This is a genomic window from Phyllobacterium sp. 21LDTY02-6, from assembly GCF_023554255.2.
In the GTDB taxonomy this organism is placed as follows: Bacteria; Pseudomonadota; Alphaproteobacteria; order Rhizobiales; family Rhizobiaceae; genus Phyllobacterium.
This window is the reverse complement of record NZ_JAMJWD020000007.1, coordinates 298961-313841: the sequence shown is the minus strand read 5'-3', so window position 1 is coordinate 313841 and position 14881 is coordinate 298961. Positions and strand designations below refer to the sequence as shown.

13 protein-coding genes are annotated in these 14881 nt (G+C 62.5%); 3 read left to right on the top strand and 10 right to left on the bottom strand.

Annotation, left to right across the window (positions count from 1 at the left end; all coding sequences use genetic code 11):
- Positions 1–15 precede the first annotated feature (15 nt).
- The 3 genes from M8997_RS21930 to M8997_RS21920 all read right to left on the bottom strand — a co-directional run bounded on the left by M8997_RS21930 (position 16) and on the right by M8997_RS21920 (position 3503).
- Positions 16–1623, bottom strand: coding sequence for a carboxyl transferase domain-containing protein (locus M8997_RS21930; protein WP_250014579.1), 1608 nt, complete (start codon positions 1621–1623; stop codon positions 16–18).
- Between the two features lie 94 nt (positions 1624–1717).
- On the bottom strand, positions 1718–2881 hold the full coding sequence (locus M8997_RS21925) for an isovaleryl-CoA dehydrogenase (RefSeq protein WP_250014577.1): 1164 nt from the start codon (positions 2879–2881) through the stop codon (positions 1718–1720).
- Positions 2847–3503 (bottom strand): TetR/AcrR family transcriptional regulator, encoded by a 657-nt coding sequence (locus tag M8997_RS21920; RefSeq protein ID WP_250014576.1) that lies wholly within the window; start codon positions 3501–3503, stop codon positions 2847–2849. The genes M8997_RS21925 and M8997_RS21920 overlap by 35 nt, the downstream gene beginning before the upstream one ends.
- A gap of 206 nt (positions 3504–3709) precedes the next feature.
- Between M8997_RS21920 and M8997_RS21915 the strand changes: the two genes are divergently transcribed.
- Positions 3710–4222 (top strand): hypothetical protein, encoded by a 513-nt coding sequence (locus M8997_RS21915; protein WP_250014575.1) that lies wholly within the window; start codon positions 3710–3712, stop codon positions 4220–4222.
- A gap of 869 nt (positions 4223–5091) precedes the next feature.
- Here the strand turns inward: M8997_RS21915 and M8997_RS21910 are convergent.
- Positions 5092–5457: a DUF423 domain-containing protein gene (locus M8997_RS21910; protein WP_250014574.1), complete on the bottom strand. Its 366-nt coding sequence runs from the start codon at positions 5455–5457 to the stop codon at positions 5092–5094.
- 590 nt (positions 5458–6047) lie between these two features.
- Positions 6048–7151 (bottom strand): pyridoxal phosphate-dependent aminotransferase, encoded by a 1104-nt coding sequence (locus tag M8997_RS21905; protein ID WP_250014573.1) that lies wholly within the window; start codon positions 7149–7151, stop codon positions 6048–6050.
- A gap of 249 nt (positions 7152–7400) precedes the next feature.
- On the opposite strand from M8997_RS21905, the gene M8997_RS21900 reads away from it, so the two are divergent.
- On the top strand, positions 7401–7958 hold the full coding sequence (locus M8997_RS21900; RefSeq protein WP_250014572.1) for a DUF1236 domain-containing protein: 558 nt from the start codon (positions 7401–7403) through the stop codon (positions 7956–7958).
- A 16-nt stretch (positions 7959–7974) separates the two neighbouring features.
- On the opposite strand, the gene M8997_RS21895 is transcribed toward M8997_RS21900, so the two are convergent.
- The 4 genes from M8997_RS21895 to M8997_RS21885 all read right to left on the bottom strand — a co-directional run bounded on the left by M8997_RS21895 (position 7975) and on the right by M8997_RS21885 (position 13317).
- A complete protein-coding gene (locus tag M8997_RS21895) occupies positions 7975–8235 on the bottom strand; it encodes a hypothetical protein (protein WP_250014571.1) in 261 nt (86 codons plus the stop codon).
- Positions 8236–8398: 163 nt separating this feature from the next.
- A complete protein-coding gene (locus tag M8997_RS22190) occupies positions 8399–8524 on the bottom strand; it encodes a hypothetical protein (RefSeq protein ID WP_256473425.1) in 126 nt (41 codons plus the stop codon).
- 241 nt (positions 8525–8765) lie between these two features.
- A complete protein-coding gene (locus tag M8997_RS21890) occupies positions 8766–11981 on the bottom strand; it encodes an efflux RND transporter permease subunit (RefSeq protein WP_250014569.1) in 3216 nt (1071 codons plus the stop codon).
- 112 nt (positions 11982–12093) lie between these two features.
- Complete coding sequence (locus tag M8997_RS21885) at positions 12094–13317, bottom strand: efflux RND transporter periplasmic adaptor subunit (RefSeq protein WP_250014566.1); 1224 nt, start codon at positions 13315–13317, stop codon at positions 12094–12096.
- 178 nt (positions 13318–13495) lie between these two features.
- On the opposite strand from M8997_RS21885, the gene M8997_RS21880 reads away from it, so the two are divergent.
- Entirely contained in the window at positions 13496–14083 is a 588-nt protein-coding gene (locus tag M8997_RS21880; protein WP_250014564.1) for a TetR/AcrR family transcriptional regulator, read from the top strand.
- A gap of 518 nt (positions 14084–14601) precedes the next feature.
- On the opposite strand, the gene M8997_RS21875 is transcribed toward M8997_RS21880, so the two are convergent.
- A complete protein-coding gene (locus M8997_RS21875; protein ID WP_250014562.1) occupies positions 14602–14763 on the bottom strand; it encodes a hypothetical protein in 162 nt (53 codons plus the stop codon).
- Positions 14764–14881 lie beyond the last annotated feature (118 nt).

The following is a 14881-nucleotide window of genomic DNA, read 5'->3' as shown; positions in this document are numbered from 1 at the left end:
ATGTCGCGGGTCCCGTCACATCCTGAACGTGCCGAAGCGCGTGGCTTGCGGCGCGGCGTTCAGGGCGGCGGAGAGCGAAAGCGCCAGCACCTCGCGGCTCTTCGCCGGGTCGATTATGCCGTCGTCCCAGAGCCGTGCCGAGGAATAGAGCGGGTGGCCCTCGCGCTCGTATTTTTCGAGGATCGGTGCGCGGAAGGCGGCTTCCTCCTCGGCCGACCACGTGCCGCCCTTGCGCTCCATGCCCTCGCGCTTCACCAGTGCCAGCACGGTTGCCGCCTGTTCGCCGCCCATGACCGAAATGCGCGCATTCGGCCACATCCACAGGAAGCGCGGCGAGAAGGCGCGTCCGCACATGCCGTAATTGCCCGCGCCGAACGAGCCGCCGACGATCATCGTCACCTTCGGCACCCTGGCGGTGGCGACCGCCGTGACCAGCTTGGCGCCATCCTTGGCGATGCCGCGCGCCTCGTAGGAGCGGCCGACCATGAAGCCGGTGATATTCTGCAGGAACACCAGCGGAATGCCGCGTTGCACGCAAAGCTCGATGAAATGCGTGCCTTTCAGCGCGCTTTCGGAAAAGAGCACGCCATTATTGGCGATGATGCCGACGGGCATGCCGTAGAGATGGGCGAAGCCGGTGACGAGCGTCGCGCCGTAATTCTTCTTGAACTCGTCGAATTCGGAGCCGTCGACAATGCGGGCGATCAGCTCGCGCACGTCATAGGGCTGGCGCAGGTCGGTCGGGACGATGCCATAGAGCTCGTCCTGATCGTAAAGCGGCGGAATCGGTTTGCGAAGGTCGAGCGCTATCTCCTTCTTGCGATTGAGGTTTCCGACGATGCGCCGCGCCTGCATCAGCGCATGGACGTCATCCACCGCATAATGGTCGGCAACGCCGGATTCGCGCGTGTGCAGGTCGGCGCCGCCAAGCTCCTCGGCGGTGACGTCCTCGCCCGTCGCGGCCTTGACCAGCGGCGGGCCGCCGAGGAAGATCGTCGCCTGGTTCTTCACCATGATCGTCTCTTCCGACATGGCCGGCACATAGGCGCCGCCCGCCGTGCACGATCCCATGACGACGGCGATCTGCGGTATGCCCGCCGCCGACATGTTGGCCTGGTTGTAGAAGATGCGGCCGAAATGTTCCCTGTCGGGAAACACCTCGTCCTGGTTCGGCAGATTGGCGCCGCCGGAATCGACGAGGTAGAGGCAGGGCAGGTTGTTTTCGAGCGCGATTTCCTGCGCCCGCAAATGCTTCTTCACGGTGAGGGGATAATAGGTGCCGCCCTTCACCGTGGCGTCGTTGACGATGATCATCACCTCCTTGCCGGAGACGCGGCCAATGCCGGCGATGAGCCCCGCCGCGGCGATGCTGTCGCCATACATGCCCCAGGCGGCGAACTGGCCGATCTCCAGGAAGGGCGAGCCCGCATCCAGCAATTGCGCCAGCCTCTCGCGCGGCAGCAGCTTGCCGCGGGCCGTATGCCGCTGGCGCGCCTCCTCCGAACCGCCGAGCTCGACCTCCGCCGCCGTTTCGCGGATCTCCGCGACCAGCGCCCGCATCCGCGCCGCATTCTCGGAGAAGGTCTCGGTGGAAGTGGAGATTTGCGAGGTGAGAATGGTCATTCTGATTCCTTGCCTGATTCCTGTGGGCTAATTCCTGTGGGCTATTTCCTGTTGGCTTTTCCCGATAGCGGCCGGCCGGGAAAATTCTTTCGTCTCAGGCGCTTTCCCCGAATATTTCGCGGCCGATCAGCATGCGGCGGATTTCGCTGGTGCCGGCGCCGATCTCGTAGAGCTTGGCGTCGCGAAGCAGGCGCCCGGTCGGATAATCATTGATATAGCCGTTGCCGCCAAGGGCCTGGATGGCTTCGAGCGCGCACCATGTGGCCTTTTCCGCCGCATAAAGGATGCAGCCGGCCGCATCCTTGCGCGTGGTCTCGCCGCGATCGCAGGCGGCGGCGACGGCATAGACATAGGCGCGCGACGCGTTCATCGTCGTGTACATGTCGGCAAGCTTGCCCTGCATCAGCTGGAACTCGCCGATCGGCTGGCCGAACTGCCTGCGCTCATGCACATAGGGCACGACGACATCGAGACAGGCGGCCATGATGCCGAGCGGCCCGCCCGACAGCACCACGCGCTCGTAATCGAGCCCGGACATCAGGATCTTCACGCCCATGCCTTCCTCGCCGAGCACGTTCTCGAACGGGATCTCGCAATCCTCGAAGACCAGCTCGCACGTATTGGAGCCGCGCATGCCGAGCTTGTCCAGCTTCTGCGCCGTGGTGAAGCCCTTGTTGCCCTTCTCGACCAGGAAGGCTGTTATGCCGCGCGAACCGGCGGCGGGGTCGCTCCTCGCATAGACCACGAGCGTATCCGCATCGGGGCCGTTGGTGATCCACATCTTGTTGCCGTTGAGCACATAGCGGTCGTTCTTCTTGTCGGCCCGCAATTTCATCGACACGACATCGGAACCGGCGCCGGGCTCGGACATGGCCAGCGCGCCGACATTCTCGCCGGAGCACAATTTCGGCAGATAGCGCGCCTTCTGCGCTTCGCTGCCCCAGCGATTGATCTGGTTGACGCAGAGATTGGAATGGGCGCCATAGGACAGGCCGATGGATGCAGAGGCGCGGGAAATCTCCTCCATGGCGATCGTGTGGGCAAGATAGCCGAGCCCCGAGCCGCCGAATTGCGGATCGGCGGTCATGCCCAGGAGGCCGAGCGCGCCGAGCTCCTGCCACAGCTGCATGGGGAACTGGTTGTTCCTGTCGGTTTCCGCCGCCAGCGGCGCAATCCTCTCCTGTGCGAAGCGGTGCACGGTTTCGCGCAATGCCTCGATCTCGTCAGAGAATCCGAATCTTAGGCCCGACTGGTACATTTCTGCCTCCCGCTGCATCTGCATTGATCTTCTTGGCGCCAACAAGGCGCATGCCGAGATTGACGTAACCTTCGGCGATTTCCGTGACGGAAAGCCTGTCATCCTTGCGGAACCAGACATTGACCCCCGTCGTCATGGCGATGATCGCCCGCGCCGCCAGCGCTATGTCGTCGATGGCGAAATCGCCGCGCCCGACGCCCGCATCGAGAATGGCGCGCAGGCTGCCCTCATAGTCGGAACGCAGCGCCACGATGGTCGCGCGGTTCGCCGCATCGAGGCTGCGCAGCTCCATATTGGCGATGTGCACATCCTCGCGCCGCTCGATATGATAATGGATGTGGAAGCGGATGAAGGCCGCGAGCCGCTGCGCCGGTGCATCCTCGACCGGGTCCTCCGCCCGCCACGCGCCGAGCAGCCGCTCCATATGGCCATGCATCAGCGAATGCAGCAGCTGCTGCTTGTTGGAATAATAGCGATAGAACGCCGCCGGCTGCACGCCGACCTCATCGGCCAGCCGGCGCATCGACATCGCCTCATAGCCGGTGCGGGCGATGAGCCGCTTTGCCGCGGCCTCGATCGCGCTGCGCGTCTTGCCGCCTTCGGAACCCGTGGTGCGTGCCATGAAGAATTAATAAAACGAACGTTCAATTAATTCAAGGCCCGCTGCCATCCGGTTCGCCGCGCCGACATCCGGGCAGGGAGGGTTTAGACGAAGGTATGGATGGTGTTGGCGTGCGGCGCGCTATAGGCTCCGGGCATATTCGTCGCGCGGTCTATTCCGTGGTTTGTTTTATTCATTGGTTTGTTTCATTCATTGCAGGATCATCCATGTTGGACGCCCGTCTCGCCCGTTTTCTTTTGCTTTGCCTCGCTTTCGCAGCGATGCCGCTGGGTGGCGCGGCGGCAATGAGCATGAAGGAGTGCAGCGTTAAATATAAGGCCGCGCAGGTCGCCGGCGAGGTGCTGGGCTGGAAGGATTTCCGCAAGGCGAATTGCGGGGCTGCGCCCCCGGCGGATGGCTCGGATGGCGATGCCGCCACAACCGAAACCGTGCCCGGAGACGCAAAGAGCGGAAATTCCGGATCTGCAGGTGCTTCTGCTCCGGCGCTGGAGCACAAGGCGGCGGATTTGAGCTTTCCCACCGCCATTGCCGGGAAATTCGCCGGCGAGAAGCCATCGCAGGGGCGCATGCACACCTGCCTCGAAGAATATCACGCGCTGAAAAAGGCCGATCGCCTCGGCGGCACGCGCTGGATCGAGAAGGGCGGCGGCTATTATAAATTGTGCAATGCCCGGCTGAAGGACAAGCAAAAGGCCGACGCCGCGCCCGATGCCGGGTGACCGCTCACTTGCCTGTCGCCAACCGACTCGAACGGAGGTGCAATCTCACAATCTCATGATCTCACAATCTTGCCACCCGCAGGAAAGCAGGGAGCCAGAGATGGAAACCTCACGAAGCTACCGCCCTGCCATTTTATACCCCCTCATGCCGGGCATCCACCCTCATGCTGACTCAACCTCCCTCATGCTGAGCTTGTCGAAGCACGCACTATACTGATGCAGCGCGCCAAAAAGGAGGGGGTTGCATGAATGAAGCGCGTGCTTCGACGGGCTCAGCATGAGGGTAAATTGCTGTTTGCAGGAAAGCAGGGAGCCAGAGATGGAAACCTCACAAAGCTATCACCGTGCCATTGTCTACTTCCCTCATGCTGGGCCTCCAACCCCCTCATGCCGGGCCTCCACCCCTCATGCCGGGCCTCCACCCCTCATGCTGACTCAACCTCCCTCATGCTGAGCTTGTCGAAGCACGCACTGTACTGATGCAGCGCGCCAAAAAGGAGGGGGTTGCATGAATGAAGCGCGTGCTTCGACGGGCTCAGCATGAGGGTAAATTGTTGTTTGCAGGAAAGCAGGGAGCCAGAGATGGGAACCTCACAGAACTACCACCCTGCCATTCTCTCCCCCCTCATGCCGACTCAACCTCCCTCATGCCGGGCCTCTCCACCCCCTCATGCCGGGCCTCCACCCCCTCATGCTGAGTTCCCGCCCCCTCATGCCGGGCCTCCACCCCCCTCATGCCGGGCTTGTCGAAGCACGCGGGGCGGTGGTGCAATCCCCTTTTGTCGACCTCGGGGTGGCAACAATATCATGCGACCCCTTGATCATGCGACCCCTTGGACAATGGGAGGTTGGCACCAGTTGGAGAGAGATCAGGAACCCCGTTGGAAATCGAGGGCGCGGAAGGCGGTGGCGGCGATGCCGAGCCAGCCGATGATCAGCAGCGAACCACCGAGTGGCGCCGCAAAGGCAAACGCCCTCGCGCCGGTGAGATCGCGGGAGAACAGGTCGCCGACGAACAGCAACAGGCCGAGCGCCAGGATCAGGCCGCCGAGCAGCGCGGCGCGATTGATCCGCGCCAGCGGCGAAAGAGCCAGGAACACCGGCGCATGGATCAGCAGCATCGGGGCGATCGTGGCGATGTGGCCGCTGGGCGAATGCGCCGCGGCCGCATAGGAGGCAATGCCGCCGGCCCCGATCAACCCGCCAATAGCGACAAATCCACGGTGAATATTCATTTTTCCTCCTTAGCGCCGGTTATCGGCGCAAACTGCCACGCACGCGGCCAATCCAAATTCAAGCTGTCCCCCAGCGCTGCCTTCAACCGCGCGCTGCCTTCAACCGCGCCGCATTCAACATGGCTGCAATCGAGGGGTGAGCATCCACGGTTTTCTCCTTTGCCCGTCAGCCGGATCGAGTGGCGCATCAGTCGCCGGCTTCCTGACCCCGGCAACCAATCACCATCTCGACTTGTCCCGCGCAAGCTGCGATCCATCATCGGCAACAGGCATGCGGTGTGTATTCACTCCATATCTCCGTCGCTCGAATCATTCGAGCCGATCAACTCTCGCCGTCGCTCATGCGGGGCACCAGGCACCGCTGGCGGGACTTTGAAGTCCGGTCATCGGCAGGCCCCGGCGCATCAGTCGCCGGTTTCCTGACCCCCAATCACCATCTCGACTTGCCCCCGCCATGCCTTCTGCCAGATCCGTCATTGGCGAGGACGCTGCAAATGCCCCGCCAGCCGGATCAAGCCAGCCGCCGCCGCCCACCGCTCCGGGCTCAACGATTTCGGCGTGCCAACCCGTCATCTCACCGACCCGCCATTTCACCCCGCCGCCCGCCGCAGCGCGTCGGGCAGTTCCTCGGCGAAAAGGTCGAGTTCGGCGGCGGGTCCGACGCTGACGCGAATGCAGCGGTCGAGCACCGGCGCCGCCGGCTTGCGCACGAATATGTCGCGCTCGGCCAGCGCATTGAGCACGGCGAGCGCAAAGGCGCCATCGCGGCGGCAATCGATGGTCACGAAATTGGTCGCCGAGGCAATCGGGCCGAGGCCATTGGCGGCGGCGATGGCGCTGATCCGGTCGCGGCCCTCGGCAATGCGGTCGCAGACGTCGCGGAGATAGTCCTGGTCCTCCAGCGCGGCGAGGGCGGCAATCTGCGTCAGCCTGTTCATGCCGAAATGGTTGCGCACCTTGTCGAAGGCGGCGATCTGCCTTTCGGCGCCGATCGCATAGCCGCAGCGCATGCCCGCCAGGCCATAGGCCTTGGAAAAGGTGCGCATGCGCAGCACATTGGGCCGCGATATGTCGAGCGCCGGCCGCGCCGTATCCGGCGCGGTCTCGGTATAGGCCTCGTCGAGGATCAGCATGGTGGTTGCGGGCAGCGCCTCGATGAAGGCCTGCACGTCGCTGGCCTCCCACCATGTGCCCATCGGATTGTCCGGATTGGAAAAATAGACCAGCGGCGCATTTTCGCGCTTCACCGCCTGCAGGAGCGCGCCAAGATCCTCGCGGTCGCGGCGATAGGGGACGGTGACGAGCCGCCCGCCGAAACCGGCGACATGGAAATTGAACGTCGGGTAGGCGCCGAGCGAGGTCACCACGGTCGTTCCGGCCGTGACATATTGGCGGACGGCAAGGCCGAGCAGCGCGTCCACGCCTTCGCCGACGACGATATTGGCCGCGTCCACGCCGTGCTTGCGGGCGAGGGCATGCTTGAGCTCGAAATTCTCCGGATCGGCATATTTCCAGGCATTGCCCGCATCGTCGCAAATGGCCGCGATCACCGATGGCGCCGGTCCGAAGCCGTTTTCATTGGCGCCGAGCCGCGCACGGAAAGCGCTGCCGCGTCGTCGCTCCAGTGCCTCCGGTCCGACGAAGGGAACGGTGGAGGGCAGGCTGTCGATAAGGGGGGTAAGCTTCGGTTCCATGGCTGCAACGGATAGCAGTTTTTATGCGGCGGGAAAGCAAAACTTGTGCGCCCCGTCATCAGGTCGCAGGTGATTTTTTTCCTGTCGCCGACTTCTCCCATCGGGCTTGCCCAATTGGAATGCTGGGGCGGATGCGGGAGCGGAATGTTACGGGCCGTTTCATCAAGTGTGATGGCCGCGGACGGAACCAATGATCCGCTGGCCGGTTGTTTCAGCCATTGGGACGCAAACTCGAAAGAGAGGCTGAAAATGAAAAAGGCTCTTATGTTAACGGCGGCGGCGCTTATCGCCACGTCCGGTCTTGCCGCGTCTGGCTTTGCCATGGCGCAGGACACCGTGCTCGTCGAGGTGCCCCAATCGGCCCGCGACTATGTGATCGAAAATCCGGCCGATCCGGTGGTGATCGAGGACGATATCAGCCAGGGCTATGTCGTGCCCGACACGGTGACCCTGCGGCCTATCCCCGAAAGCCCGGGCTATGGCTATATCTATGTCGACGGGCACCCGGTGATCGTATCGATGGAAAACCGCCAGGTGGTCTATTATACCGAAGGCCCGAATGCCGGCCCCGAAGTTCCGGCCCCTGAAATCCCGGCATCAGAAATCCCGGCTGAAGTGGTGACCTATATCGAGAGACACCCGACGGACCCCATCGTCTATGAGGGCGAATTGACCACCGGAACGGTGATCCCGGCCGATGTGCCGCTGGTCAGGGTGCCGGACGAGCCGGGCTATTCCTACGTCTATGTGGATGACCGGCCGGCGCTGGTGGAGAACGATTCGCGCCGCGTCGTCTGGGTGCGCTAAGTTCGGGCTTCCCGGCTTACCACCAGAGGGGGCGATAGCCGCCATGGAGCAGCATGGGCTGGTTCCTATACTGCATCTGTTCGAACCTGGACCGTCGCTCGGCGCGGCGGTCCAGTTCCAGCTGCAGCAGGCAGGTGGAATAGGCATCGGTCTTGCGCTTGAAGCCATAGGACAGGCAGGTGCGGCTGTCGATCGCCCGTTGTTCCTCAGGCGTGATCGTCGTACAACCGGCCAGGAATGCCGATGATATCAGGATCGCGGCCGCCAGTGCTCTCATGCCCTAACTCCATTGCGCGACATCTGGAATGTCCTGCGCATAGTTTATGCCTGGGCAATGTTATGATCCATCGGAAAAGTCGCTGCAACCTACCGGAGGTTGTTTTAGAGCGGAAACGCTCGCGCGACAGAAGCGCCCCGCCATGCGGCAGGGGCGGGCCATCTCAGTACCAGTTCGGTACGGTCAAAAGCAGCGCGGCGACAATCTGTGTTCCGAGCAGGAAGCTCACAAGCGGAACGAACCCATCGCTGATCTTGCGGTTGTCATTGGCAGCAGCAAAGCTTGGCATCTGCATCTCCCGATTTGACGACCCCCTGCATAGCGCCGGTGGTCATGATCGTTAGGCCGATATTCGGCTTGGTCACATGAATGTAACACGGTGCAATGTTTTGTCACCCAAAAAATGCACCCACGGAAAAATAACTGGAAGCTGTGGGAAAGATGCGGGCGGTGCGTCGAAATCACCGCTGTATTCAGTGGTTTAGGCGAGGGCAGCGCGGCTGGCACCAGCCGCCGCGCTGCCCGGATTGCTATTCCGCCGGGGCGGGGCTCGGCGCGATAACGCCGGAATTGTGGCCGGTTTCGCCATCGAAATGGCTGCCATGATGCTTCAGCGCACGGTTGCCGGTGAGCGAGCGGACGAGCACATAGAACACCGGCGTCATGAACAGGCCGAACAGCGTCACCCCGATCATGCCGGAGAAAACCGCGACGCCCATGGCGCTGCGCATCTCGGCGCCGGCACCCGTGGACGTGACGAGCGGCACCACGCCCATGATGAAGGCGAGCGACGTCATCAGGATCGGCCGCAGGCGCAGCCGGCTGGCCTCGACCACGGCCTTGAACGGCGTTGCTCCCGCAAATTCGAGCTCGCGCGCGAATTCGACGATCAGGATCGCATTCTTCGCCGACAGGCCGACAAGGACGATGAGGCCGATCTGCGTGAAGACATTATTGTCGCCCGCAGTCAGCCAGACGCCGAACAGTGCGGCCAGCAAGGCGAGGGGGACGATCATGACGATCGACAGCGGCAGCGACAGGCTTTCATATTGCGCCGCGAGCACGAGGAAGACCAGCAGGATCGACAGCGGGAAGATCCAGTAGGCGGAATTGCCCGCGATGATCTCCTGATAGGTCAGTTCCGTCCATTCGAAGCCTATGCCGGCGGGGAGGGTCTCCGCCGCGATCTTTTCGACCGCCGCCCGCGCCTGGCCGGAAGAGAAGCCGGGCGCCGCATTGCCGTTCACATCGGCGGAAAGGAAGCCATTATAGCGCTGCGCGCGTTCTGGTCCCGCCGTGGAAGAGACGTTGAGCAGCGCCGAAAGCGGGATCATCTCGCCCGAGCCGGAGCGGACCTTCAGGTCGCCTATGTCTTCGGCCTTGGCGCGGAAATTGGATTCCGCCTGCATGCGCACCGAGTAGGTGCGGCCGAACTTGTTGAAATCATTGACATAGACCGAGCCGAGATAGATCTGCAGCGTGTTGAATATCTCCGGCAGGGAAACATTCAGCTGGCGCGCCTTGGCACGATCGACATCGGCATAGAGCTGCGGGACATTGATCTGGTAGCTGGTGAACAGCCCCGTCAGTTCCGGCGCCTCTGCCGCCTTGGCGAGGAACGCCTTGGTGGCCGCATCGAGCGCCTCATAGCCGAGGCCGTTGCGATCCTCGATCTGCAGCTTGAAGCCGCCGATCGAACCGAGACCCTGCACCGGGGGCGGCGGGAATACGGCGCTGAAGGATTCCTGGATGCCGCCCAATTGCTGGTTGAGCGCCATGGCAATGGCGCCGGCGCTCAGTTCCGGCGTCGTGCGTTCCTCGAATGGCTTGAGCGAGACGAAGACCACGCCGGCATTCGAGCTGTTGGTGAAGCCGGCGATGGAAAGGCCGGGGAAGGCGATGGTGCTTTCGACGCCGGGAATGGCCAGCGCCATGTCGCCGATGCGGCGCACCACGGCCTCCGTGCGGTCGAGCGTGGCGCCATCGGGCAATTGGGTGAAGCCGACCAGATATTGCTTGTCCTGCGGCGGCACGAAGCCGCCGGGCACGGCGCGGAACAGCAGCGCCGTCGTCGCGATGAGCACGAGATAGACGCCCATCATCACCGTCTTGCGTGAGATGACGCCGCGCACGCCTCGGCTATAGCCATTGGCGCCGCGCGTGAACATGGTGTTGAAACCGCGGAACAGCCAGCCGAGCCAGCGATCCATGAAGCGCGTCAGCACATCCTTCGGCTGGTCATGGCCCTTCAGCAGCAGCGCGGCCAGGGCCGGGGAGAGCGTCAGCGAATTGAACGCCGAGATGACCGTCGAGATGGCGATCGTCAGCGCGAATTGCCGGTAGAACTGGCCGGTCAGGCCGCTGATGAAGGCGAGCGGAACGAACACGGCCACCAGCACGAGCGCGATGGCGATGATCGGGCCGGAAACTTCCCTCATGGCCTGGATGGTCGCCTGTCTTGGCGCCAGGCCGTTCTCGATGTTGCGCTCGACATTCTCGACGACCACGATCGCGTCGTCGACCACGATGCCGATGGCGAGAACGAGGCCGAAAAGGCTCAGCGCATTCACCGAGAAGCCGAAAAGATGCATCACCGCGAAGGTGCCGACGATGGATACGGGCACGGCGATGAGCGGGATGATCGAGGCGCGCCATGTCTGCAGGAACAGGATGACCACCAGCACCACCAGCACCACCGCTTCGAGCAGCGTGTGGACGACGGCCTCGATGGAGGCGCGCACGAACTGGGTCGTGTCGTAGACGATGCGATAATCCACGCCCTCGGGCATGGTCAGCTTGACCTCTTCCATGACCTTGCGGACCTGGTCGGCGATCTGGATCGCATTGGAACCCGGCGCCTGGAACACCGGAACGGCCACCGCCGACTTGTTGTCCAGCAGCGAACGCAGCGAATATTGCGCCGAGCCGAGCTCGATGCGGGCAATGTCGCGCAGATGCGTGATGGCGCCATTGGCCGCCGTCTTGACGATGATCTGCCCGAATTCCTCCTCCGTCTGGAGGCGGCCCTGGGCATTGACCGACAATTGCAGGTTCACGCTGTTTTCATTGGGCGACGCGCCGATGGTGCCGGCCGCAGCCTGCACGTTCTGCGCACGGATCTCGTTCAGCACATCCGTGGCCGAAAGGCCGAGCTCGGCGGTCTTCTGCGGATCGAGCCAGACGCGCATGGAATAATCGCCCGAGCCGAACAATTGCACGTCGCCGACGCCATCGATGCGGGCCAGCCGGTCCTTGACGTTGATCAGCGCGTAATTGCGCAGGTAGGTGACGTCGTAGCGGTCATTGGGCGAGATCAGGTTGACGACGAGCATCAGGTCCGGCGAACTCTTGACCGTGGTGATGCCGAGCGCGCGCACCTCTTCCGGCAGGCGCGGCTCGGCCTGGGAGACGCGGTTCTGCACCAGCTGCTGCGCCTTGTCCGGGTCGGTGCCGAGGGCGAAGGTGACGGTGAGCGTCAGCTGGCCGTCGGACGTCGCCTGGCTGCCCATGTAGAGCATGCCTTCGACGCCGTTGATCGCCTCTTCCATCGGCGTCGCCACCGTTTCGGCGATGACTTTCGGATTGGCGCCTGGATATTGAGCGCGCACCACCACCGAAGGCGGCACGACGTCGGGATATTCGGAAACCGGCATCGCCGTCAGCGCTATCAAGCCGCCGAGGAAGATGACGAAGGAGAGAACGCCGGCGAAGACCGGGCGGTCGATGAAGAAATTGGAGATGTTCATAGCAATTTACCTGCCTATGAGCACATGCGCCCCATCTTCCTGATGCAGGCGAAATGCGCGGGATTTTGAAAAGCAAGCGCCGCAGCTTCATCGGAAGCTGCGGCGCAATCGCTTATTGTTTCAGCTTCGCCTGGTCGGCCTGGGCCTGCATCTGCGTGCCGTCACCGCCCATGGCTACCATTTCCGGTTGCACCAGCGCGCCGGGGCGGATGCGCTGCAGGCCGTTGACGACGACCTTCTCGTCGGCGCTCAGCCCGGCCGTGACGATGCGCAGGCCTTTTGCCTGGCCGCCAAGGCTGATTTCGCGGTATTCGGCGACGTTTTCGGGATTGACCACCAGCACGAACTTCTTGTTCTGGTCGGTGCCGACGGCCTTTTCGTCCACCAGCAGTTCCTCGCGCTCGGTCGCCTGGCCCATGCGGACCTTGGCGAACTGGCCCGGGATCAGCCGTCCATCCGGATTGTCGAACACCGCGCGCACCTGCACCGTGCCGCTGGCCGCGCCAACGCTGTTATTGATCAATTGCAGCGTGCCGGTAAGGTCCTTCTGGGTGTGAACATCCATGCGCACCGGGATGCGGCCGACGAAATCCCGGCTGTTGAGACCTTCCGGCAGTTCGGCCAGCGCCGATGCCACGACATCCTCGTCAGCCTCGAAGCTTGCATAGATCGGGCTGATCGACACCAGCGTGGTGAGGACCGGCGACGTCGGCCCGGCGGAGATCAGATTGCCCTGCGTCACCTCGATGCGGCCGACGCGGCCGGTGATCGGCGCGCGGATATCCGTATATTCGAGGTTGAGCATCGCGGTCTTCAGCACCGCCTTGGCCGCTTCGAGATCGGCGAGGGCGCCGGCCTGCACATTCAACCGCTGATCGTAATCGCTCTGCGATACGGTGCGGGAATCGATGAGCCGCTTGCCGCGTTCCAGTTCGTTGCGGGCGAGGGAGAGGCGCGATTCGGCCGAGCTTACCTGCGCCTTTGCCCGGGCGACTTCCGCCTCATAGGGCGCAGGGTCGATCTTTACCAGGAGATCGTCCTTCTGCACGATCGAGCCTTCCTTGAAATGGATGGACTGGACGGCGCCCGCCACCCGCGAGCGCAGCTCCACCTGGTCCACCGCCTCGAGACGGCCGGAGAATTCGCTCCAGCGCGTTATGCGCTGCGGCTGGACGACAGCAACCGAAACGGGCGTCGCCTGCGGCTGCGCGGATTGCTGCTGCTCGCCTTCGGCCCGGCTCTGGCTCAGGTCGAGATATTGGGTGCCGGCGGCAAGGCCAAGCGCCAAAACGAGACCGCCTATGGCAAGGTTTCTTTTTGAAGTGCTGATTGACATCGTGGTCATCCTGCTTGAATTTCAGCCATTGGGAGGATGGCGTGGTTGAATTCGATGCGCGAATTCGATCATTGACGATCCATACCGATCGGTATAGAACGGCGATATAAGGCTGCGAGACGGCAGCTGTCAATGGATTTTATACCGAGCGGTATAAATATTTAGGGAGTGTTGTCCAATGGGACGGCCAAGGGAATTTGATGCGGACGATGCTCTGCAGACTGCCCTGGAACTGTTCTGGCGTAAGGGTTACGAAGGAACGTCCATCACGGATCTGACCGATAGCATGGGCATCACCAAGCCCAGCCTTTACGGAACTTTCGGCAACAAGGAAGAGCTCTTCCGCATGGCGCTGGAGCGCTACGAACAGAATTACATGGCCTTTTTCTGGAAGGCATTGGAACTGCCGGATGCGCGCAGCGTCGCGCGGGCCGTGCTTTACGGCTTTGCCGATGCGCAGACCTGCGAGTACAATCCGAGCGGCTGCCTCGGCGTGAACGCCGCCATGGCCTGCAGCGATGCGGCCGAGGCGATCCAGAAGACGATCATCGAAAAGCGGCAGATGGGGCAGAAGGCGCTGGCGCGGCGCTTCGAACGTTCCAAGCGCGAAGGCGATCTTCCCGCCGACTGCAATGCCGAGGACCTCGCGCGCTATCTGCTGACCGTGTCGCAGGGCACCGCCGTCCAGGCCGCCAGCGGTTCGAATCGCGAGGAGATCCACCGCCTGGTCGATATCGCCATGCGCGCCTGGCCGGGCTCGAACTAGTGTGGTGGAATTGAAATACGCCTGACTGTGGTTGCTAGTGACCCTATCGAATCTGAAGTTCACTACATTATTGCAGCAGCGTCGGATGAACTTCAGGTTCGGTCACTAACCCCGGTCGGGATTTTGCGTGCTGATGGTGTTGCAGGGGCGGGGATGCCGTTGCAATCCTCCCGGTTCATTCAACCCGAGCCTGCAAGTGCCCACGCGGGCTTCCTCATGGTGAGCTAGAAACCTCGCAGAACGACCTCCCTGCAAAACTCTATTTCCCCTCATCCTGAGCTTGTCGAAGGGCGCAGCAACGTTTGTGCAATCCCTTTCTGGAGCGCTGCATCAAAATCGTGCGTGCTTCGTGCTTCGACAAGCTCAGCATGAGGGGGTGGAGGCCCGGCATGCGGGAGGTGGCAGAAGGGGGTATTCATTGTATGCAGGCGGTTTCATGAACCCCCGCCAGTGCCACGGAATCACTGTCCTGCCACCAACGCGCAATGCTGGTGGCAGGATTCAGAACATAGCGGTGGCTATTGGGCGAGGTCGGCGCGCTTTTCCGCGTTGGCCTTTGCCGGAGCGTCGAAAGCGGGCTTCTTCTCGGTTTCAGGCTTGCTGTGCAGAGCCTGGCGCAGCATTTGCCATTCTCTTTCGTGACGGAGGTAAACATCCTGCGGAACGGTAGGTGTCGTCATTCTGCAATCTCCATTGAGCTTTGTGGCCCCTATAATCCCGGAGATAGGACGGTGGTTCCGCAACGGCAATTCAAGATTTGCAAACATCCGACACACTGCGCATAGTTGCGAAATACAG